Source organism: Bacteroidia bacterium (genome assembly GCA_025056095.1).
Classification (GTDB): Bacteria; Bacteroidota; Bacteroidia; order JANWVE01; family JANWVE01; genus JANWVE01.
On sequence record JANWVW010000004.1, the window covers coordinates 1 to 22,772 of the forward strand.

A 22,772-nucleotide genomic window follows, 5' to 3' on the forward strand; every position below is an offset into this window, starting at 1 on the left:
CGAAAGCGTAGCCCGTAGCACGCCGACCTTGCCCACACAAGCGCAAGCGAAGTGTGGGCAAGGGCACGCCCAAAAAATAAAATATACAACTATATATCAAAAAAAACACTAACCGTTTAGCATTGCAAAATATGTGTATTTTTTCTATTTTTGCGGTCAAATCTGGCGACGTAGTTCAACTGGATAGAACGGGGGTTTCCTAAACCTTAAATCCGAGTTCGAGTCTCGGCGTTGCTACTATGTACTCTCAAATAGAAACACTAAGTCAAGAAATTGACACACTCACCATACACACACCCGAAGAAGCTGAACAAGCCCGCCTTAAATATCTCTCTCGAAAAGGTATTTTTTCACAGCTTTTTTCTCAAATTGGAAGTTTGCCTACACCAGAGAGGGCAGCCATTGGGGCAAAACTCAACGCCCTCAAACAAAAATTACAGGAAAAAATAAGTAGCATCCAAAACACTAACCAACAACTTTCCGAAACATTTGATTTTGATTATACACTGTCCGCTAAGCCTCTTCATCAGGGCAAGCTGCACCCCTTGACGTTAGTAGAAAAAGAACTTATCCAAATTTTTGAACGAATGGGCTACGTAGTAGCCGAAGGTCCAGAAATTGAAACAGATTGGTACAACTTTTCTGCCCTCAACTTTGAACCACACCACCCTGCTCGAGACATGCAGGATACTTTTTTTATCTCCCTCAATCCCGATATACTTCTACGCACACACACCTCTTCTGTACAAGTCCGTGTAATGGAAAAACAACGCCCACCTATCCGAATTATTGCCGTAGGTAGAGTGTACCGCAATGAAACTATCACCGCACGAGCTAACTGTCTATTTCATCAGCTAGAAGTTTTATATGTAGATAAAAATGTTTCAATGGCAGACCTCAAAAGGGATTTACTCCACTTTGCCCAAGAAATGTTTGGTAAAGACACAAAAATAAGATTAAGAGCCTCCTACTTTCCTTTTACCGAAGTGAGTGCAGAAGTAGATATATCTTGCACTATTTGCAACGGCAAAGGTTGTAATGTGTGCAAATATACAGGTTGGGTAGAAATTTTGGGCTGCGGAATGGTAGATCCAAACGTACTCAAAAATGTGGGTATAGATAGCGAAATGTATTCAGGTTTTGCGGCAGGGTTAGGTATAGAGCGCATTGCTATGCTTAAATATCAAGTAAACGACCTACGATTGTTTTTTGAAAATGATATTCGTTTTTTACAGCAATTTTAGTTGATTGTTTGTTAATTCACTGCGTATATTTTACCTTTGCATACATGAACTACCAACTCAAACAGCTAGATGAGGTACAATACATTGACGAAGGTAGTGGACCCGTACTACTTCTATTACATGGTCTGTTTGGGGCTTTGAGCAACTGGGCAGATGTAGTAGAGGAGTTTAGAAAAGACTATCGTGTAATTATCCCCATGATGCCCATTTACCAAGTCAATTTAGATGATTTGAGCGTAGAAACTTTGGCAGACTATATTGCCATGTTTGTAGACAAAATGGGCTTAAAAGACTTATCGGTTATGGGCAATTCGCTGGGGGGGCATGTAGGTTTAGTTTATACCTTAGAGCATCCCGAAAAAGTCAAGACTTTAATTTTGACAGGTAGTTCAGGTTTATTTGAATCAGGCATGGGGGGAAGCTTTCCAAAAAGAAGCTCAATGGAATATATCAAAGAAAGAGTAGAATACACTTTCTACGATCCTAAAACAGCTACCCAAGAGCTTGTAGATGAAGTATTTGAGATTGTAAATAATCCTAAAAAAGCAATACGCATTATTAAAATTGCTCGTGCGGCACAAAGACACAATTTAAGAGTAGAAATTCGCACTATTCAGTGCCCCACACTTTTAATTTGGGGACTAAACGACAACATCACTCCGCCCGAAGTTGCCCATGAGTTTCACAGACTTATTCCTAATAGCGAACTGTACTTTATTGACCATTGCGGTCATGCCCCTATGATGGAGCGACCCAAAGAGTTTAATGCATATTTGAGAAAATTCCTTAACAAACATTTGCTTGCAGCTCAATCTTGAAAATAGGACTGTACTGTTGCTCTTTTAAGGACTAGCTTGTATTCTTTGTAATTCCTTTTTGTATTGTTCAGCCAAGTTTTTATTTCCTGTTTTTTCTAGTAAATTGATTAACTCTATATAAGCAGGCGGATATTTAGGGTTAGTGTTAATGGCATTGATAAAAGCATCTACTGCGGACTGGTAGTTTCTTTGATACATGTAGCATATTCCTAAATAGAAATAGGTTTCAGCAGATACAGGGGGATATTTGACAGCTTCATTGAGATGTTCAAAAGCAGTAGAGTATTCACCTTTTTGGATATACGCTGTGGCTAAGCCCGTTAAAAGACTTCCTGAATTAGGTATTAAATCCACAGCACGTTGAATATTAGCAATAGCACTGTCGTAATTTTTTTGCTGCATGTAAATATTCCCCATCAAGTTGTAGCTATCTGCATATTCAGGATAAATGAATGTGGACTTCCTAAAATACCACATGGCACTATCGAACTTCTTTTTGCTATAATAATATCTACCTATTCCATTGTACGCATTTTCATCGTTAGGATCATACAACAGTGCTTTCTTAAAAGATTGTAGGGCACTATCATATTGATTGCGTTTGAACTGCTCTCGCCCAAGATAACTATTCTTATCACCATTTTTAACTAACGCACACATTACTTTACCGCTGGCTTTGATAGTATAAATAGTCCCTTTGGGAGGATATAAACCACGCTTGACTTGTGAATTATGCACTTGAATAGAAACAGGAAATATTCCATAATCCCAATCTTTCCATTGGCGTTCGTAGTATCTTGTGTAAATTACTTTAATTTTGTCTTTGTGATTACGCAAATAATAATTCACAGGACCTACCGAAGTGGTAACTAAATTAAGAGGTTTTTCTTTGGAATATTTATGCTGATTAGGTTCAAACTCATGTTTTAAGAACCATTCTACTACGTGTTTGACACTGTTCATGTAATAATCTGTTTCATAATTTCCGTACGCGCCTGCGGTACCTCCTACTAATTGATTAAAATACACGTACTCATTCGGGTGATTTCGTATCATCCAAATAGTAGGTTCAATACAGCCCACAGATATAAGCACATAACTACCTATTTGCACAGCTTTTTGCGAAACAAAATAAAGAATAGCATTCCAACCTAAAGCAGCACAAACCACTAAGCTAGGATATACAAACAATAAATGCCGCCATTCATTGTATAAAGTGGAATTTTTGTATATAGTGTAAAGAATAGGAAACACAGATGAAAAAAGTACTAAAAGCAAAGGAATTTTAGGAAAGATGTTTCTTTTGTACAGCTGAACAGACAAAACAATCATAGTCAAAAAGCCTATCAGTACCACTAAGGGATTGCTAATAAAAATGTATTTTATTCCGTAGTACCACGGAATTTCAGTTGACCAAATATGTTTTCCCTCAAACACAATTTTGATATTAAGAGGATAATCTGACATTGCTTTAAGTGCCATGAAAGGATTTTTGATAGGATTTTGCAAACCGTAGGGCCATAATATCAAGCCACCTAAATAGCCTAATAGACTGATGAGCGCTATTGTCAATATGATAGAAGTCCATTTTCTTTCTGCTTTTGAGATAAAAAACATGGCTAGAACACTAAAAGCAGCGAAATATGCAATATTTAAGATGCCCCCTACTCTAATACTTATTGCCCAAGCTATGCCTGCTGCTGCAAAAAAACATGTATAGAACATAGGGCGAGGGAGCTGCTGAATGAAACGTATAGTGTAAAAAATTCCAAATATAGTAGCTGCAGCAAATGGTATATCCTTAGGGTTGTTCATAGAATGTCCAAAAAAGCGCGGCGTTACTGCAATAAAAATAAAAGCTAAAATACCTGCCCGCCAACCCCCAATTGCCTTAGCAGATAAAGCAGTAAACATAATTGCAATAAAGCCCATTAAAGCATTGCAAAAGTGCCTTAGTGCATAGGGATCTTTGGGCTTCAACTGCTTAATTAGCCACACTGTGATTACATCAAAAGATTGTCCGTAGTAGTGTAGCAGCAATTTCGGATCATTTAAGCAAGCTTTATCCCCTTCTTTGTAGTACTTTAACACTTTTTCTGCTTGGGCGTAGTGCATCCATTCGTCGCCTGATTGTCCAAAATCTTTGCTTACATAAAGCATCAAGGGCAATAAGAGTATGCACAACGCTGCAAAGAGCAAGCGCATCCAAGAGCGATTTTTACTTAAATAAGGTTCGTAAGAAGGTGTGTGTTTGTCTAAAATGTCTTGTAGAGGTGAGAAAATATACCAATTCAGTCTATTTGCAAAAAAATGAACCAAAGCAGAAAAAACAGGGACTTTTATCGTTTGCAAAGGAACTTTTACAGGTTCAATGTGATGATTTAAGTCTATTTGCCGAGTGAGATATAAAACACTGTGCAGATTTAATTGGCTATGGTGAATAACGTACTGTGCATCTTTTGCAGGTATTACGACAATCGCAGGGTATTCAGGACACAAGGTTGGATTTAGAATTTGATAAATAACTTTTTTGATTGAATTTATCCATTTTTTTACTCCTTTGACCTCTGTGTTTTCTTGTAGAATTCCGCATAATACTTTATTTTGCTGAAAGTGCTTTTTTTGGGATTGTAGCCATTCGAGAATATCGTTAGCAGCTTTATAGTGGCTGATATCCCATATTACTAGCGGAGTATTATTTGGCAACTGTGTGCAGATATCTTTTCCTGAAGATACTACAATAGTTTGTTCATTTTTGGTATTTGTGAAGATTTTTGCGTTGGGGTAGCTTTTACGAAAGGTGCTTACAATTTCTTGGGTAGGATTAAGTAACAGAAACGCAGGGGTATTGTCTTGGTTTTGTATAGATTCTGCTTTGGCGTGTATTTGTGTAGAGCTATTTTCTATTTTTTGCTTTTTCATATTTGCAAAAATAAATGAATTTTTATTTGCCCAATTGGCTATGTGGTGGTTATCTTAATTATGCTTTATGCAAAAGGGGAATATTGAATAATTTTTAATTTTTTTGGGCGTGTCCTTGTGGGCGTTTCGCTGCGCTCATGCCCACAAGGTCGGCGTGCTACGGGCTATGTGCGGAATGCCCCGACCCTTGCGTCAGCAAGGGGCACGCCCAAAAAATTAAAACATTTTAGACCTTATAAAACTCTTGTGCATAATTTTGAGTACAAGCCCTACCAGTTTTTTCAGTTTGATACAAGTACAAATATTGAGCTAAAAAGAAGGCACCTACGGCACAGAAAATATGCCACAACCAGTGTGTCCCTACTGTTATCCAGTCCTGTTCTCTGTCAATAATGCGAAAGAAAATAGCAAGGGCAAAGCATATTCCACTGCCAATTAGCCAAATAAAATTTTTACCTTTTGTTTGAATGAGCAATACAGTTAAAGGCGCGGCTATTACCAAAGTAGTAATAGTGTAATTTATATTGATAAAAGCATTTTTAGGTAAATGATAGGGCTTAATCAGCTCAAATACAAGGGCTCGTAAAACGAAAGTGAAAAGTACTACTAAAATAGTGTAACTCCACTTTTTGAGTATTTGATACCAAAAATAGACCATAATCATCAAACTTAAAATCATAATCGGCAACCAATCCATGACCAAAAAAATAGGATATCGGCGAAAAGCATGAAACAGAGTGCTGCCTAATCCCCCAATAAATAAAAACGGCATACAACTCAATAGAAAAAGGTAATTTTTGTAGTTTTTTTGAATTTTCCAGCCAAAGTAAAATACAGGTATCCAAAAGCTAAGAGAAGAGAACGCATTCCAAGGTTCTGCTAACCAATGAGATAGGTCTGTTTCTTTATATATGGGTCCAAAGTCAAGGGGTTGAGGAGGCATACCGCAATTTACAACTTTTTTATTATGTATATTGTTCCACTATGTCTTTAAGGGCGTTTATCCAAAGTGGGCTATCGTTTAAGCTTTCTACTAACTGCCATCGTACGCCGCCTAAATTTTCAAATAAGTGTTTGTATTCCATACCTATTTCGATAGTGGTTTCTAAACAATCGGCTACAAATGAAGGGGAGAATATCAGAATTCTTTTTTTACCTTGTTGTACAAGGTTTGATATTACTTCATCGGTATAGGGCTGTATCCAGGGGCTTTTACCCAAGCGAGATTGAAAGCTAACTGTATATTGGTTAGGGGCAAGTTCTAACTTTTCAGCCAGTTTTCTTGAAGTTTCAAAGCACTGCGCCCTATAACAAAATTGATTCTGAGAGTTATAACAAGCACAGCAGTTTTCTGTTTTTAGACATGTTTGAGTAGTATCGTGTTTAGTAATTTGTCTTTCAGGTAAGCCGTGATAGCTAAATATAACATGGTCAAATGGCTCTTGGGATAAGTATTTTTTTCCTTTCTCTGCAAAGGCATTTATGAAACCTTCGTGATTGCAGTATTGAGAGATGAAGATAAGTTCAGGGATGACAGCCCAATGGCGAACTATATCCATTACTTTTTGATGTACAGAACCTGTGGTAGCAGAAGCATATTGCGGAAATAAAGGCAGGATAATCATTTTTTGTATTTGATTTTTTTTCAGTTCGTCTAGTGCTTGGGCTATGCTGGGTTTTTGGTAACGCATCCCTAAGGCTACATGATATCTTTCCCCAAGGGCTTTTTGCAGAGCGTTTCGGACAGCATAGCTATATGTTAGCAAAGGAGAGCCTTGTTCAGTCCATAGGGCTTGATATACCTTAGCTGATTTAGGGGCGCGAAAGGGGGCTATAATACCTTGCACTAATAAAAAGCGTTGCCATTTGGGGATATCAATTACTCTGCCATCCATGAGGAACTCTCGTAAATAGCGGCGTACTGCGGGAGTTTTAGGATTATCAGGAGTACCAAGATTGACAAGTAAGACGCCCACTTTCATAACGCTCTGTTTAACAAAAACGCAAAATAAAACATTCCTTTGATGATGGATGTGTTTTTGTTTGAATTATGATTTTTTGGGCGTGCCCCTTGCTGACGCAAGGGTCGGGGCATTCCGCACTACGCTTCGCTTCGGTACTTCGCTGCGCTTCGTACTGCCTAACGGCATGCTCCATGCCCCTCACGCAAAAAAGTAAGATTATTTTTTTCCAACCATGTACAAAATAAATTTACTTGATTTTCAAACAGTTAAAAAATCTTGACTTAATCGAAAATTTTGCTTTACCTTGTAAATTATTTCTGCTCGTATATAAAGCGGTTAAAGCCACTTTACTCTTTTGCTGTGGGAATTTGGTGGCATCTACCTAAATTACGATTTTTACCATAAAAACAAGTGGAGGTAGAAATGAAGTATAAAAATATGAGAGAAGAAGAGCTAAAAAACAAAGTAGCCCAAGATTACTTTTGGGTATATGATTGTACCAAAATCATTGGAAACGTGGACTTTTGCGTGTGCATGTACCAAAGCCGAAAGGAAATTTTTGAACAAGAGTCATTACTATGGGCAGAAGCAAAAAGAGGTTCTTCTGACATTTACAACTCTATCGTTCAGCTGATTTTAACCATTGGCAAGGAAAGAACTTTTGACAAGTATCTGCCCCCCGCATTCCTTGGTGCTTTTGATGCAGAAAAGATCGCTTTTATTCCTTATAATGACATTCATGACGTTTTTTACCTCAATGACTTCAATTGGAAAGTAACCCCTTCCAATCATAACACAAAAGAGTTCAAACTTATTTACGGAAAAGTGAAATCTATCATTGACAGTAAAGCCCTACTCTTTAACTTTCTGACAGATGACCGAGAACTAAAAAAATTCATTAAAGAAAATTTCACTGTTGGCAAATTCGGCTTGACTAAAATCAAAATTGATAAAAATAACTTCATTGCTATTTACAACAAATGGCTTCAAACTGTTAAACCAACCATTGCCGTAAACTGGGACATTGCTAAAAAAAATGGAATTATTGACGGTGATTTTTATCTTGCTGACCTGCTCTCACAAGATAACTGTACTCTAAAAGAAAAACTTTTTGTTTTACTAAAACGCGACCATTACGAACTAGATAGAAAAATAGATGAAACAGGAATGTTTAGCAGCAAACGAGCTGACTTTACAGACAACCAAGTTGCTCATACCCAATTTTGGAACAAATACGAACGACCTCCCAAAGAAGAATACTGGGATTACATTGTAGAACGTAGAGATTTACTAGTACCCCAAGACATACGAGAGCGAAAAGGAAGTTTTTTTACCCCCCAAATTTGGGTTGAACTTTCTCAAAAATATTTAGCCGATGTACTTAGTGAAAACTGGCAAGACGAATATTATGTCTGGGACTGTGCCGCTGGAACAGGTAATTTGCTGGTAGGACTTACCAACAAATACAATATTTGGGCTTCCACCTTAGACATACAAGATGTACAAGTAATGCATGACCGTATCAATAATGGAGCAAACTTACTTCATGACCACGTGTTTCAATTTGATTTTCTCAATGATGATTTTAGCCCAAAATCCAAGGGTGGAAAACTGCCCGATAGTCTATACAACATCATTACCAATGCAAACAAAAGAAAAAAATTAGTCATTTATATCAATCCCCCCTATGCGGAAGCAACCACCGCAAGAACTGTAGCTGGCACTGGGCAGAACAAACCTAAAACAGCTACCGACAATAAAACTTATTTGAAATATAAAGATGTAATTAGTAAAGCAAGCAATGAACTGTTTACTCAATTTCTAATCCGTATATACTCCGAAATTCCAAATTGTTGGATTGCAAATTTTTCAAAATTAAAAATTTTACAAGCCACTAATTTTATAGAATTCCGAAAAGTCTTCCAACCCAAACTAGAAAAGTTGTTTGTTGTACCATCGGATACTTTTGACAACGTAAAAGGAAAATTCCCCATTGGTTTTTTTATATGGAATGGAAACATTAAAGAACCTTTTAAAGAAATACAAGCTGATGTTTATGATAAAAACGGTAAATTCATAAGAAAGAAAGGTTTTTATGGAAATTCATGTCCAAATATTAATAAATGGATTAAATGTTTTGATTTATCAGAGAAACAAGGTATTGGATTTATGGAAAATCCTACGCCAGACTTTCAAAACAACAAATTTCTAAACATTTCAAATAATCATGGCAAAAGACATAATAATTATTACTGTTTTCACTGTGGTAATATATTTGAAGGTTCTATTTACTTTGCGGTTCGTCATTGCATAGAAGCCACTTGGCTCAATGATCGGGATCAGTTTTTATATCCCAAAGACGGTTGGCAAGAAGATACAGAATTTCAAAACGATTGTCTTGCTTTTACCTTGTTTCACGGGCAAAATCGCATTACTTCCAAAGAAGGCACTAATCATTGGATTCCCTTCACTGAACAAGAGGTAGACGCAAGAGATAAATTTGAAAGTAATTTTATGAGTAATTTCATAAGAGGTAAAGTGAAAGCCGAAGAGAATGGAGATTTATTTGGCATCAAAACCCAAAGGACAAAACCTTTGATATTTTCACCAGAAGCTCAAGCGGTTTTTGATGCAGGTCGTGAACTTTGGAAATATTACCACAAGCAACCTAACTGTAATGTGAATGCTTCGCTTTATGATATAAAGGAGTATTTTCAAGGTAGAGATAAAAAAGGCAAAATGAACCATAAAAGTTCAGACGAAACGTACATGAAATTAATTACGAATTTGAGAGAAAAGCTCAAACAATTGGCTGATAAGATAGAACCAAAAGTTTACGAATACGAATTTTTGAAGCGATAGACCTTATGAACACAAGATTAAGTTTTAATAATTTTACTTTTGGGCGTGCCCCTTGCTGACGCAAGGGTCGGGGCATTCCGCACGTAGCCCGTAGCACGCCGACCTTGCCCACACAAGCGCAAGCGAAGTGTGGGCAAGGGCACGCCCAAAAAAATAATCTTACTTAACTCAAACATAAAAACAAGCTTTTTACCTTTGCTCAACACACCCCACTACCAAAAGCTACCAAACTACTTTACACTTTTCTATACCTAATTCTTTGATAAAAAAGTCTTTGAGCGCAGGAGTTAGTTTTACTTGGTATTTTTTAGAATATCCTACAATTTTTTGGCTGTTGCTTTCATCCACTATGGTAAAATACAAGTAAGTATCCCCCCCCTTGTGCTGATTGACAATTTTTTCTACGTTTTCTGTAAAATCTTTTGTTATTTTATCTAACTCTACTTCCAAGTGCAAAGTTTTTATTTTTTCTACCACGTCAGCCATGAACTCCACCTTTTGAATAAAAAACTCTAATTCCTGACTGTCCTTGTAACGAGGTTGTAAACGACCTACTATATACAAAATTTGCCCTTTTTCCATGTAATTGGCAAATTCCGCATACTGCTTGCTAAATAAAGTAATCTCTGTGCTGCTTTCAAAATCTGATAAAACTACTCGCAAATAAGGATTGCCATTTTTGTCCTGCTTTTTAACTGCATCCTCTACCATTACAATCAAGCGAATATCCTGTTTGTATTTTTGAGATTTTAAGGTTTCTAGCTTGCTTATACTGCAATTTAATGTGTGAATTTCTAAACGATACGGGTCAAGAGGGTGTCCTGAAAGATAAATTCCGAGAATTTCTTTTTCTTTGTTGAGCTTATCCAAAATAGACCACTGCTGTGCTTGTGGGAAGGAAGGGGCAAGCTCTGCTACGGCATTATCACCTGCGGTATCAAACAAACTATTTTGTTGAGAGTGTTTATCTGTTTGAACTTTGTTGCCATATCGTAAGATACGTTCTAAAAATGGTATAGTGCCTGATTTATCACTAACTGAAGCAAAATATCGTTCTCTTTCTATGCCAAAGCTGTCAAAAGTACCACTTTGTACAAAGCTTTCCATGCAACGTTTATTAAGCAGCCGCAGGTCTACACGAGAAACGAAGTCAAATACATCTTTGAATTTGCCATTTTTGTTTCGTTCTTGAAGAATTGCTTCAATGGCTGCCCCACCTACATTTTTAAGACCACCTAATCCGTAGCGAATTTGTCCTTTTTCATTGACTGTAAAAGCATATTCAGATTCATTGATATCAGGTCCGAGTACTTCTAAGCCCATAGATTTACATTCAGCCAGGTAAAAGGAGAGTTTATCCATGTTATTCATGTTGTTGGTCAGTACGGATGCCATGTATTCTGCGGGGTAGTTAGCTTTAAGGTAAGCAGTTTGGTAAGCTAGTATAGAATATGCTGCCGAATGAGAGCGATTAAATCCATATTCTGCGAATTTTTTCATTATAGCGAAGGTTTTACGCGCTGTGGCTTCATCAATTCCTTTTTTGATAGCCCCTTCTACAAAGATGCTTTCTTGTCTTTCCATTTCTTTCGCATCTTTTTTTCCCATTGCTCTACGTAGCAAGTCTGCTCCTCCCAAAGAGTAGCCTGCCATTACTTGGGCAGTTTGCATAATTTGTTCTTGATAAACCATGATGCCGTAAGTTTTTTCCAAAATGGGAATCAAGCACTCATGGGGATATTCGGGTTTTTCTTTGCCGTGCTTTCGGGCAATGTAGCTGGGAATGTACTGCAAAGGACCTGGGCGATACAAAGCGTTCATAGCAATTAAATCTTCTATGTTAGTAGGTTTGAGTTGGCGAAGGTATTGGCGCATGCCCTCACTTTCGAATTGAAATGTAGCAATTGTATTACCTTGCTGATAGAGCTTGTAAGTTTTAGGGTCATCAAGGGGAATTTTGTCTATATCTATTTCAATTCCATGCCGTTTTTTTATCAAATTCAAACAGTCTTTGATAATGGTCAAAGTAGCCAGCCCTAAAAAATCCATTTTGAGCAATCCTGCTTTTTCTATGTACTTTCCATCGTACTGGACGGCTATTATTTCTTCATTATCTTTACGTTGAACGAACAGAGGAACATAGTCTGAAACATCGCCAGGGGCTATAATAACTCCTGCGGCGTGTATTCCTGTTTGGCGTACAGAGCCTTCTAGTACTTCTGCGTAGTCAAAAAGCTTTTTAAGTTCTCCTGTGCTAGTAGCTCGGGCTTGGGCAAATTCAGGAATGTGCTTCATTGCATAAGAAAATTCGGTTTCTCCGTCAGGCAAGGTAAGGGGTAGGTCATCTAGCCATTTAGAAATTTCATTAGTTTTTGATAGCGGAATACCTATCACTCGCCCTACATCTTTAATGGCGGTTTTTAAGCCCATTGTACCAAAGGTAACAATTTGACATACACTTTGTCTGCCGTATTTTTGAATGACGTATTCAATTACTTTTTGTCGCCCTACGTCGTCAAAATCTGTGTCTATATCGGGCATAGATACACGTTCAGGGTTGAGAAATCGTTCAAATAGCAGGTCATACTTGATGGGGTCAATGTTTGTAATTCCTGTGCAGTAAGCCACTAATGAACCTGCTGCAGAACCTCTACCTAATCCTACCATTACGCCAAGCTTACGAGCAGCGTTAATGAAATCCTGAACTATTAAAAAATAACCTGCATAGCCCATTTGTTTAATCGTTTGCAATTCAAATTGTAAGCGGTTCTCTACTTCGGGCGGAATTCCTTGATAGCGAATTTTTGCCCCTTCATAAGCTAAATAAGCTAAATACTCATCTTCAGTCTTAAAACCTTCGGGCAGTTGATATTGAGGTAGCAAAATATCCCCAAACGGAAGGTCAAATTTCGTTTTTTCTACAATTTCTTGCGTGTTTTCAAGAGCTTCGGGAAGATCAGGAAATACAGCTTGCATTTCTTCGGGCGTTTTGACATAAAATTGATTGCCTTCAAATCTAAATCTATTCGGTTGATTGAGTTCAGAATCGGTTTGAATGCATAGTAATACATCATGTGCTGCGGCATCTTGTTCAGTAATGTAATGGGCATCATTTGTAGCTATTACTTTGACACCATATAGCTTTGACCATTCTAAAAGAACTTGATTGACAATCTTTTGTTCAGGAAGGTCATCTAATCCTTTCTCATGAACAGGATGCCGTTGAATTTCTATGTAATAATCGTCCTTAAATAGGCCTAACCACCACTCAAAAGCTTTGCGGGCATCATCTATTCGCCCTGCTATAATCAGTGAGGGAATTTCGGCGGCTAAGCAACAAGTAGTAGCAATTAAACCTTCATGATACTGCTGGATAAGCGCTTTATCTATGCGTGGATAGCGATAGAATCCTTTTTGGTAAGCAATAGAATTGAGTTTAATTAAGTTTTTATATCCTGTAATATTTTTTGCTAACAACAACTGATGATAGCGAGGTAATTTTGGAGATTTATCTTGGCAAGTGGTAGGTGAAAGATAAAATTCACAACCTATAATAGGTTGTATACCGTTTTTTTTAGCTTCGTAGTAAAAGCTTGGAACGCCAAACATGTTTCCATGGTCAGAAATGGCAATAGCCTGCATTCCTGATTTAGCTACATGTTTCATGAGCTTGGGGATATTGGACGCGCCATCTAATAAACTGTATTGAGTATGACAATGCAAATGCGCAAAGTTGACCATAGCACAAATGTATAAACTTTTAGTTTAACTAAAAGATTTTTATATTCCTGCTTTGAGCTTACAAGTCAAACACAAAGCAATACGCTTGGCTTTCAAACCTGCAATGTTTTTACTAAGTTTTTTGGGTGTACCCCTTGCTGACGTAAAGGTCGGGGTATTCCGCACGTAGACCGAAGCACGCTGACCTTGGTGGGCATGAGCGCAGCGAAACGCCCACAAGCGCACGCAAAAAACATATCCGAAATACTTTAATTTCTTTTATCTAATCCCCAAAATAGTTTGTTGCGCAGTACGCCAAAAAAATCATTATCCCCTAAATAGACTAAAAAAACCTTAAAAGGTGCTTTTTTGAGATAAATTTCACAATCTGAACTTATCAATTCGCTACGAGAGTCCAAAGAAGCCAGTGCTGTTTGACTACGAGATTCAAAAGTGCACTTAATTTCATGGTGGTCTGCTATCACTAAGGGGCGTGCTGTAAGTGAGTGCGGTGCCACGGGCGTAATAACAAAACAATTTGAATCGGGCGTAATAATAGGTCCTCCACAGCTTAGCGAATAGCCTGTTGCCCCTGTGGGCGTAGAAACAACTAATCCATCCGCCCAATAACTATTGAGAGGATTGCCATTTAACCAAGTATGAACAGTTATCATGGAGCTGTTGTTAGTTTTGTGTAAAGAAAAATCATTGAGTGCAAAACTGTATCCTACAAAAATAGACTTATTAGATTGCAACTGTAATAGACTTCGGGCACTCATTTTGTATTTTTTGTTTTGCAGCAAATTTATCATGTCATTGAGTTTGTCCGTGGTCGTGGTTGCCAAAAAGCCGAGTCTACCTAAGTTGATGCCTAAAATAGGAACTTCTAAGCTACCTACTATGCGAGCTGCTTCTAAAACCGTACCATCACCGCCTAAACTGATAACCATATCTACTTTATCCCATTCTTGTGCAGTTCTGAAAGCATAGTCTTTTTCGGGATGCACACCTAATTTATGTAACTCTTGGCGTAACAAGTAGTACGTAAGCGTTTGAATGCCATTTTGGTTAAATGTTTTGTATAAATCAGCATAAAAATTTTTGAGTTCAGCTTTTGCTTTAATGCCAATTAAAGCGATGCGCATATACCTTGCAAGGTAATAAAAAAGCGCTGCAAAAGCAATCATTTTAGGGCAATTTTTTGAAAAAACAAATAGGCTGTTATTTTTTTACTTGTTTTATTTGACATATTTTTGCACAATGGATACAAAAACACCGTTTTTTTCGGTTATCATTCCTACTTACAATCGGGCAAATTTTATTCTCAAAACCTTAGATACCGTTTTTAATCAAACTTTTCAAGACTTTGAAGTAATTGTAGTAGATGATTGCTCTACGGACAATACAGAGGCGCTGCTCAAACCTCTTGTTATAGAAGGTAAAATTAAGTACATTCGGCATGAACAAAACTATGAACGGGGCAAATCTCGAAACACAGGTATGAAACACGCACAAGGTTTGTATGCTACGTTTTTAGATTCAGATGATTACTTATATCCTGACAATCTCAAAGATGCATATCAATACGCGCAAGCTCATCCTGAAAAGAAGATTTTTCATAATTTGTACGAATTGGTCAATGAAAAAGGAGAAGTAGTTTATCGGTTTGAATTTAAGCCTATTAGGAATGCATTGAAGCAAATTACCGAGGGTAATTTTTTATCTTGCGCAGGAGTATTTATACACAGAGATATCTACACTTCTATTTTTTGGGACGAAAATAGAATACTTTCAGGTTCAGAAGATCATGAGTACTGGTTGCGCGTATTAGCCCATTATCCTGATGTAGGTAGAATAAACAAAATAAATACAGGAATATTGCATCATCCACAACGAAGCGTGAATACTGCACAGTTAGAACAAGGTGAGCGTAGATTTGAGTACTTTTGCCACAAAGTAGATACTGATCCTGTTTATCAGCAATACTATAAGGGGTATCAAAACAAAATAAAGTCTGCTTGCTATATTTACCTGTCTTTAATGGCTTTTAACGCAGGAGACATGCAAAAAATGAAATACTACAAACGTAAGGCGCTGCTGCTGGATAAAAGCTTGATTTTCAGAAAAAATTATCTCTCCCTGACCTATAAGCAACTCCGCCATTTTTTCTCTAAAAAATTACGATCTAATTAAATCAGAACACTTTCTATCTATACCCTGCTATTATAAATGCGTATTTTTCCTTTGGTAGCACTGGCTTTGAGATTTATTTTTCCATTATTAAGAAGCCCTACCAATGTCTTCTCCGTGATACTGCCCTGGAATTGTATATTATTCAGATTGTATTCTATGCGGCTATTAGCTACAAGATTGACATTGTATTTAGCGTTTTGACCAATGTATATTTCTACGTCGCCTGATTTGGTAATTAAATTAACTTCAAATTCATTCTGTCCGTTAAAATGAATATTACCTTTTTCTGAAACTACTTCTAGGCTTCCTCCTATTTGAGTAACCTCTACATTGCTGGAAGTGGTATTGACTTTAATGTCTGCTTTTACATTTTTTATTTCTACTTTGCCGCTTTGAGTAGTGATGGAATAAGTACCTGTATTCACATTTTCAACACTTATATCTGATTGCTTGTGATGTATGGTAACATTATTGCCTGTAACTCCTTCAATTTTAATTTCAGAGTTTTGAGTAGTAATGTCTATATGAATTTTATTTTTAGGTAGAAGTAATTCGTATATCAACTCACCTGAAGCACCGCCCATATCTTGAGTAAAAGTTACTTTTCCCTCGTTTTTATCCAATCGTAGTTTGGATTTTTCATTAAATTCTGCTAGTTTTTTTTCATTAGAAATGACTAGAGTGATTTTAAGGTAAGCATTGCTGTCAATAGAGGGCTTAATAATGTACTTACCTGAAACCGTATTAAAGCTGATAAATTGTACAGAATCAGTGTCATACCGCTTGTCAAAGAGAATTTTAGTAATGTCTTTGGATAGTGCGGTGGTAAAGATTGATAATGTTAGTAAGACAAAATAACCTTTCATACTACTACAAAAGTAAAAAATTAGAATTGTACACGCGCATGAGGTAGAGCATTACGTACTCGTTCTTTTTCTTTTGGGTCCAATTTGTTGTCGCTCAAAATAAGCAAATGCATATTGATGCACTTATCTATATTTTTAGGCATAACAGTGATTTGATTAGCAGTAAGATGCAGCTCTTCCAGGTTGGTCAGGTTAGTTATTTCAACAGGTAGTTCGGTAATGGCATTCATAGATAGTCCTAGTACTTTGAGTTGGTGAAGTTGCCCAATTTCTTTGGGTAATTTAGTTATTTTGTTGCCATCCGCATAGAACCACTTTAAGTTTTTACAGTTAGCAATACAAGAAGGTATCTCTTTTACATTTCCGTGGTCAATGGTGAGTTTTTCCAAGTTAGGTAGTTGACAAATTAAGCTAAAGGCTTGTTGCCAATTAAGATTAGGACAACGGCTTATTCTGAGTTCTTGTATGTTTTTTAACTCTGCTATTTCTTTTGGAAGTTCAGTTATTAAATTACCGCTAAGGTCTAAAAATTGTGTTTTTTTAAGCAAGCCGATTTTATTAGGTATGGCTGTTAATTTTTGGTTGCTCAAATCTAGCTTATACACAGTATCTGATTTTCGTATAGCACTTTCAATGTTCTGGTAGGTAGGGAGTTTATTTAATTCTTGCTCAGGCAATAAGTGCTGTGCTAAGGCAGTAGAAAACACAGAAAAAAGCACAACAAATAGAGGAAACAATAGTTTCATACATCTCAAAAACTTATCAACAAAAATACCAATTTTCTTTAATTGTGTTGCAAAAGCAAAAATATACGTCTAAAAGAGTAGAAATAATCTTATTTTAATTGTCAGTTGAATTAAATTACAGCATAATTTTTGCTGTTATATGTATTATTTTTAATTTGGCATACGTTAAAGAATCATTGAACTAAAAATGTAATGCAATTTCAATATTGGGCAATTGCAGTATTAGCAGGGCTGATAAGTTGCAAGGTGTACGTGGCTTATCCGCAGGTCTTACAACTCTATTTTCAAAAACATCCTGCGGTATATTATCAAGGAGAGAGCATTAACCTTGAGATATTAGTCAAGAATGTAAGCAATAATCCTCAAAGGTTAATTGCGCCTACTCTTGGCGTTAATGTATGGGCAAAACTTACACATATAGGTACGCAGATTGTAAAAGAATGCAAAGACATTATCACACCTAACTATAACACTCAAAGTATTCGTAAAATGGTAATGGGAAATGTAGATAAGTATGGCGTTGTTGTACCTCCTCAAAAATCTTTATCAGTATGGATAGAAGTTAATTGGCAGCTAGGGAATATACATCCTAGCTTAAAACATATTCCACAATCACAAAAGAGTAGCTATGCTTATGTTTTAGAACCAGGCAAGTACGAATTGGAAGTTCAGTATCTTTTAGACAATAGCGGGAATATGCTTACACAAAAAGAGTATTTTGAAGTAAATGGACCCCATCAAGCTCAACAGTACAAAGAATATATACAAGCGCTACAACAAACGCTAACTTTATCTGATACAGAGAAAAATTATACTGCACTTACTCAGTTTTTAGATAAATATCCAAGTTCGCCGTATAGTGATAATGTCTTTTCTTTGCTTATAGATAGGGGAAACCTACAAGATTTATCTATTTCTACATCGCAGTATGTACAGTACTACTACCAACGTATACAGTATGGTAGAGATATTGCACTTATGAATAGATTAGCAAACTTTCAAATTTTCTATGCGGCTACTAATTTTGCCAAGAAAGATTACTCTTTCAATGAATCTGAATTTTATTCGGAATGCGCAAGATTGATGAAACAGCACCTCAATCCAATTTATCTTAGTAATTTTATTCAAAATGGTAAGTTACGAGGAATTAAAATTTTTACCGAACTTGCACAGAAATTTCAATAAGCTATGTTGCTACGGTCTTTAAAAAAAATAGGCTTATCAGTTTTGATACTGCTTTCACTGGTAGGAGTGTTTTTAATTGGTCAGAAGGTAGGGGCTAAAAATATAAAGGCAAGTTTTTTTAACCACGTAGAGATGGTTAAAGAAATTGCGGAGCTTGGAACGTTGGAAGTCAAAGGAGTAGCACAAATCACAATTACCAACTTAGATGAAAATGATAGCTGGTTTGGAATTGTTAAAAAAGCATTGATAGAAAAAACAGTAACGCTTAGCTTACCTTATACTGCTAAGTATGGTGTAGACATGCAAAGTAGTGAATGCAAAGTACTAGAAAAGGAAAATGAAATTGAAATTATTTTGCCACCTGCTAAGCTGCTTTCTTTTGAAGGGCACTTAGATCAAAAGCAAGGTATGATACAGAAGGGTTATTTTATATTCCCTGATGAAAACGCCTTCAAAGAAGCAGAGCAGAAACTATATTTAGAGAATAAGAAAAAGTTATCCGAAAACAAAGAATACATTCAGAAAGCTCAAGATAGAGTAGCCGAAATTTTACAAAAGTATTTTAAACCTTTTAATAAGCCTGTAAAAGTATACTTTGTTCAACAGCAATAGAGTATGAACACTGCTTCAAAAATACATACCTTAAATTCTTTGCAAGCAGCAATTACACGTTGGCGATTAAAGTCAGACGTCATTGTATTTACTAATGGTTGTTTTGATATTCTACACTACGGGCATGTGGAGTACTTGGAGAGTGCCAAATCTCTTGGTGATAGGTTAATCGTGGGATTAAATAGTGATGCGTCAGTACGACGCATAAAAGGAAAGCATAGACCTATTCAGGATGAACAATCTCGCAGTAGAGTATTATGTGCTTTACAGTGTGTAGATGCAGTAGTTATTTTTGATGAAGATACACCTATTGAACTTATCAAACAAATACAACCTGATATTTTAGTCAAAGGAGGTGATTATACCGTGGACCAAGTAGTAGGCAAAGAATGGGCTAAAAGAGTAGAAATTATTCCGTTTGTTCAAGGTTACTCTACCACTTTGATAGAACAAAAAATAAGACAAAACTCATAGTTACTTCATTATCAAAGCTATATATGAAATTATTCATCATGATAAGAATTTATTCCATAAAAAAGTAAACAAAAATGAAACTTTCCAAGTTTGCTTTCGTATAAGTGAGTAGATTTTCGAATCTTTTGCAGAAAAGTAGCAAATTATTTAAATTTACAAGCTGAATAAAAAATGAAAAACTATATGAAAATCGTAGCAAAGTTCTATCTGCTTGCTTTACTGTTGGCTGTGAGCATGCCATTAGCTGCTCAAGAGGTATTCTCTGTGTTAGCGACAAAAGGAGATGTCCAACTGCAAAGAAAAGGCGAAGGCGCTTGGATAAAAGTGTTCACAGGGGCTAAGCTAAACAAAAATGACAACATTAAACTCGGCGAAGGTGCCTATTTAGGTTTAGTGCATCTCAAATCAGGAAAAGCAAAGGAAATACGTAATCCAGGTACAATAGCTTTATCCGAGTTGGACAAACAAATGAGTGCAACCTCTTCAGTAGGGAGCAAAGTGGTTGCTTATGTTACCCAAGACATAACGGGATCTTCAACCAAATTCCAAGATTACCGCAAATCTATGGCTAACTTAGGCTCTATTGAGCGCGCTACAAAAGGTACTGTTACTCCTGATTTGCCTAGAAAAACTAGCTTAATGGACAGTATAGTAACCTTCAATTGGATAACTGACAAAAGAGCTAAAGAAGCCGCACAACAATCAGGATACGTATTTGAAATCTCTAACCGCATGGGTACACCTATCTATACAAAAGAAACCAAAGACACTTTCGTAGTCATCAATTTAGAAAGACTTAATCTAAAACATGGTGAACATTACTACTGGCGAGTCAACTTAAAAGAAAATATGAATGCAAACGAAGAAGATGCACAACCTTTTACGCTCTTGGATAACAGCACCCGCAGATCTATTCAGCATGACCTAAAAGCCTTCAACGAAGAAGAACCTAGTCCTCTTAACAAAATCATGCTTGCCCGATACTTTGAAAGCAAAGACCTAATCATGGATGCCATGAAAGCTTATCAAGAAGCAATTAAAATGGCACCTGATGTAGTTGAGTACCGCGAGCTATATGCCATGTTCTTAGACAGACACGAAATGAATTTCTTAGCTAATAAAGTTCGTCAAGAAGCCGTAGCAAGTTTGAATAGGTAAGTCGTACTGTCCAAAAGCTACGCACAAAAAATGACCCAACAAAGTGTCTCCTTCGGGGAGGCACTTTATTTTTTACTGTGTTTTTTAAGAAATTATACAAAGTTTTAAGTTTTAGTTTTTTGGGCGTGTCCTTGTGGGCGTTTCGCTTCGCTCATGCCCACAAGGTCGGCGTGCTTCGGGCTACGTGCGGAATGCTCCGACCCTTGCGTTAGCAAGGGGCACGCCCAAAAAATCAAATTATTTTTTAGAACAAATATAATTTTGCTACTTTTGCAATATAATTCTTTGAAATATGAAAAACTTGTCAAGTTTCGTTTTGGCAATAGGGCTGCTACTCTCAACCAGCTTTGCCCAAAACTTTGAAGGTATAATGATTATGGAAGTAACCACACAGGGCACAAATCTTACTCAAGAATACAAAATCAAAGGTGATAAAGCAGTTGCAGAAATAAAAGTAGGCGGCATCCCTATTCAAAGAATGTACGCAGATGGAACGAAAAAAGAAGTCTACGTACTTCAAGAAACGGGTAGCAAAAAAACCGCAGTAAGAATTAAGATAAATGAAGACAAAGAAAATCCTAACAAAAAGCCCAAAGTTACCGAAACCAAAGAAACTAAAACTATACTTGGCTATACATGCACTAAAATTATTGTAGAAGATGGCAAAAAAACAACCACAGCGTGGGTAAGCAAAGATATAACCAAACAGCTAAACATAGATTTTGATAAAGTAGTGGGAGGAATGGCTAAAAATAACGTATCAAAGTATGGTTTTCCTTTGGAGTTAGAAATCAAAGACGAGAACAATGTTTCAACCACCAAGGTAACCAAAATAGAAAAATCTACCGTAGATGATGCGATATTTCCTAACTTGTCAGAGTACGAGATACAAGAGATGCCTATCAAAGGACTTAGATAGCTCATGCGCCTTTGGCTATGGTTTTGGGGCTTTATGGTAGTTTGGATGTCTATTTCTGTACTTGTGTTTTTGTATTTAGACAAAGGTTACGCAAAAAACTCTTACCTAATGTATATTGCCCTAATTATCGCTAGCTTAATGTACCAATGGGCATTCAAACAACACCAAAAATGGAAGCAAAGCAAACAAAATGATAAAATAAAATCTTAATTTTAGAAACATGCAGGCTTATCATGACCTTTTAAGGGACATTCTGCAAAACGGTACATTCAAGCAGGATAGAACAGGGGTAGGTACTTACTCTGTTTTTGGCAGGCAGATGCGCTTTAACTTAAATGAGGGCTTTCCGCTAGTTACTACGAAAAAAGTACACTTCAAGTCTATTGTTCACGAACTTTTATGGTTTTTGAAAGGGGACACAAACATTAAGTATTTGCACGAACATGGAGTTACTATATGGGATGAATGGGCAGATGAAAATGGCGATTTAGGTCCTATTTATGGCAAGCAGTGGGTCAATTGGAACGGGCATAATCAAATTCAAGAAGTAGTGGATACTCTCAAAACTAATCCCAATAGCCGCAGAATGATTGTCAGTGCTTGGAATGTAGCCGAAATACCCCAAATGAAACTTCCACCTTGTCATGTTTTATTTCAATTTTATTGTGAGGGCGATAAATTAAGTCTGCAAATGTACCAAAGAAGTTGCGACGTGTTTTTGGGCTTACCTTTTAACATTGCTTCTTATGCTTTGCTGCTCATGATGATGGCACAAGTTACAGACAAAGTTCCGTATGAATTTATTTGGGTAGGGGGAGATGTACACATTTACCAAAATCATTTAGAGCAAGTTAAACTTCAACTTAGCAGAGAACCTTATCCTTTGCCCCAAGTCAAATTAAATCCTGCGATAAAAAACATATTTGATTTTAAGTACGAAGACATTACCTTGATTAACTATCAACATCACCCTGCGATAAAAGCACCTGTGGCTGTGTAGAGAAGAGTTTGATTTTTTCTGTTGTTATTTTGCTCATTTTATCGCACTTATCGCACAGACTTTTTGTTTGCTCAAAAAACTTTGTTATA

General features: G+C 36.7%; 21 protein-coding genes and 1 tRNA gene. 13 read left to right on the forward strand and 9 right to left on the reverse strand.

From position 1 onward, the window contains the following. Window positions 1–164 precede the first annotated feature (164 nt). From NZ519_00585 to NZ519_00595, 3 genes are all read left to right on the forward strand, one after another. Window positions 165–237, forward strand: a tRNA-Arg gene (locus NZ519_00585). A 2-nt stretch (window positions 238–239) separates the two neighbouring features. Then, entirely contained in the window at window positions 240–1,244 is a 1,005-nt protein-coding gene (gene pheS / locus NZ519_00590; protein MCS7027236.1) for a phenylalanine--tRNA ligase subunit alpha, read from the forward strand. Window positions 1,245–1,288: 44 nt separating this feature from the next. After that, window positions 1,289–2,062 carry an alpha/beta hydrolase gene (locus NZ519_00595; protein MCS7027237.1) on the forward strand — a complete coding sequence of 258 codons (774 nt, stop codon included), beginning with the start codon at window positions 1,289–1,291 and terminating at the stop codon, window positions 2,060–2,062. 24 nt (window positions 2,063–2,086) lie between these two features. Here NZ519_00595 and NZ519_00600 read toward each other — a convergent pair whose 3' ends face one another. The 3 genes from NZ519_00600 to hemH form a co-directional block, all read right to left on the reverse strand. Further along, window positions 2,087–4,984 carry a tetratricopeptide repeat protein gene (locus tag NZ519_00600; GenBank protein ID MCS7027238.1) on the reverse strand — a complete coding sequence of 966 codons (2,898 nt, stop codon included), beginning with the start codon at window positions 4,982–4,984 and terminating at the stop codon, window positions 2,087–2,089. A gap of 226 nt (window positions 4,985–5,210) precedes the next feature. Further along, on the reverse strand, window positions 5,211–5,927 hold the full coding sequence (locus NZ519_00605) for a ceramidase (GenBank protein MCS7027239.1): 717 nt from the start codon (window positions 5,925–5,927) through the stop codon (window positions 5,211–5,213). A gap of 22 nt (window positions 5,928–5,949) precedes the next feature. Continuing rightward, window positions 5,950–6,966 (reverse strand): ferrochelatase, encoded by a 1,017-nt coding sequence (hemH, locus tag NZ519_00610; GenBank protein MCS7027240.1) that lies wholly within the window; start codon window positions 6,964–6,966, stop codon window positions 5,950–5,952. Window positions 6,967–7,371: 405 nt separating this feature from the next. On the opposite strand from hemH, the gene NZ519_00615 reads away from it, so the two are divergent. Then, window positions 7,372–9,810, forward strand: coding sequence for a hypothetical protein (locus tag NZ519_00615; protein MCS7027241.1), 2,439 nt, complete (start codon window positions 7,372–7,374; stop codon window positions 9,808–9,810). 17 nt (window positions 9,811–9,827) lie between these two features. On the opposite strand, the gene NZ519_00620 is transcribed toward NZ519_00615, so the two are convergent. The 4 genes from NZ519_00620 to NZ519_00635 all read right to left on the reverse strand — a co-directional run bounded on the left by NZ519_00620 (window position 9,828) and on the right by NZ519_00635 (window position 14,675). Continuing rightward, the gene (locus tag NZ519_00620) at window positions 9,828–9,959 is read right to left on the reverse strand and encodes a hypothetical protein (protein ID MCS7027242.1); all 132 of its coding nucleotides are present in this window, start codon (window positions 9,957–9,959) and stop codon (window positions 9,828–9,830) included. Between the two features lie 73 nt (window positions 9,960–10,032). Then, the gene (dnaE, locus tag NZ519_00625; GenBank protein ID MCS7027243.1) at window positions 10,033–13,551 is read right to left on the reverse strand and encodes a DNA polymerase III subunit alpha; all 3,519 of its coding nucleotides are present in this window, start codon (window positions 13,549–13,551) and stop codon (window positions 10,033–10,035) included. A 39-nt stretch (window positions 13,552–13,590) separates the two neighbouring features. Beyond that, the gene (locus tag NZ519_00630) at window positions 13,591–13,776 is read right to left on the reverse strand and encodes a hypothetical protein (GenBank protein MCS7027244.1); all 186 of its coding nucleotides are present in this window, start codon (window positions 13,774–13,776) and stop codon (window positions 13,591–13,593) included. Window positions 13,777–13,799: 23 nt separating this feature from the next. Continuing rightward, window positions 13,800–14,675, reverse strand: a complete 876-nt coding sequence (locus tag NZ519_00635; protein ID MCS7027245.1) for an NAD kinase — start codon at window positions 14,673–14,675, stop codon at window positions 13,800–13,802. A gap of 115 nt (window positions 14,676–14,790) precedes the next feature. Between NZ519_00635 and NZ519_00640 the strand changes: the two genes are divergently transcribed. Then, window positions 14,791–15,723, forward strand: a complete 933-nt coding sequence (locus NZ519_00640; GenBank protein MCS7027246.1) for a glycosyltransferase — start codon at window positions 14,791–14,793, stop codon at window positions 15,721–15,723. A gap of 17 nt (window positions 15,724–15,740) precedes the next feature. Here NZ519_00640 and NZ519_00645 read toward each other — a convergent pair whose 3' ends face one another. After that, entirely contained in the window at window positions 15,741–16,589 is an 849-nt protein-coding gene (locus NZ519_00645; GenBank protein ID MCS7027247.1) for a DUF4097 domain-containing protein, read from the reverse strand. Window positions 16,590–16,609: 20 nt separating this feature from the next. Continuing rightward, window positions 16,610–17,335, reverse strand: a complete 726-nt coding sequence (locus NZ519_00650) for a leucine-rich repeat domain-containing protein (GenBank protein ID MCS7027248.1) — start codon at window positions 17,333–17,335, stop codon at window positions 16,610–16,612. Window positions 17,336–17,527: 192 nt separating this feature from the next. Here NZ519_00650 and NZ519_00655 point away from each other — a divergent pair, with 192 nt between their 5' ends. The 8 genes from NZ519_00655 to NZ519_00690 all read left to right on the forward strand — a co-directional run bounded on the left by NZ519_00655 (window position 17,528) and on the right by NZ519_00690 (window position 22,683). After that, window positions 17,528–18,520 (forward strand): hypothetical protein, encoded by a 993-nt coding sequence (locus NZ519_00655; GenBank protein ID MCS7027249.1) that lies wholly within the window; start codon window positions 17,528–17,530, stop codon window positions 18,518–18,520. 6 nt (window positions 18,521–18,526) lie between these two features. After that, complete coding sequence (locus tag NZ519_00660; GenBank protein MCS7027250.1) at window positions 18,527–19,132, forward strand: DUF4230 domain-containing protein; 606 nt, start codon at window positions 18,527–18,529, stop codon at window positions 19,130–19,132. A 3-nt stretch (window positions 19,133–19,135) separates the two neighbouring features. Further along, window positions 19,136–19,606, forward strand: a complete 471-nt coding sequence (gene rfaE2 / locus NZ519_00665; GenBank protein MCS7027251.1) for a D-glycero-beta-D-manno-heptose 1-phosphate adenylyltransferase — start codon at window positions 19,136–19,138, stop codon at window positions 19,604–19,606. 171 nt (window positions 19,607–19,777) lie between these two features. Then, window positions 19,778–20,764, forward strand: a complete 987-nt coding sequence (locus tag NZ519_00670; protein MCS7027252.1) for a hypothetical protein — start codon at window positions 19,778–19,780, stop codon at window positions 20,762–20,764. A gap of 133 nt (window positions 20,765–20,897) precedes the next feature. Then, window positions 20,898–21,023: a hypothetical protein gene (locus tag NZ519_00675; protein ID MCS7027253.1), complete on the forward strand. Its 126-nt coding sequence runs from the start codon at window positions 20,898–20,900 to the stop codon at window positions 21,021–21,023. Window positions 21,024–21,056: 33 nt separating this feature from the next. After that, complete coding sequence (locus NZ519_00680; protein MCS7027254.1) at window positions 21,057–21,683, forward strand: DUF4412 domain-containing protein; 627 nt, start codon at window positions 21,057–21,059, stop codon at window positions 21,681–21,683. A gap of 33 nt (window positions 21,684–21,716) precedes the next feature. After that, on the forward strand, window positions 21,717–21,893 hold the full coding sequence (locus NZ519_00685; GenBank protein MCS7027255.1) for a hypothetical protein: 177 nt from the start codon (window positions 21,717–21,719) through the stop codon (window positions 21,891–21,893). A 10-nt stretch (window positions 21,894–21,903) separates the two neighbouring features. After that, on the forward strand, window positions 21,904–22,683 hold the full coding sequence (locus tag NZ519_00690) for a thymidylate synthase (protein ID MCS7027256.1): 780 nt from the start codon (window positions 21,904–21,906) through the stop codon (window positions 22,681–22,683). Window positions 22,684–22,772 lie beyond the last annotated feature (89 nt).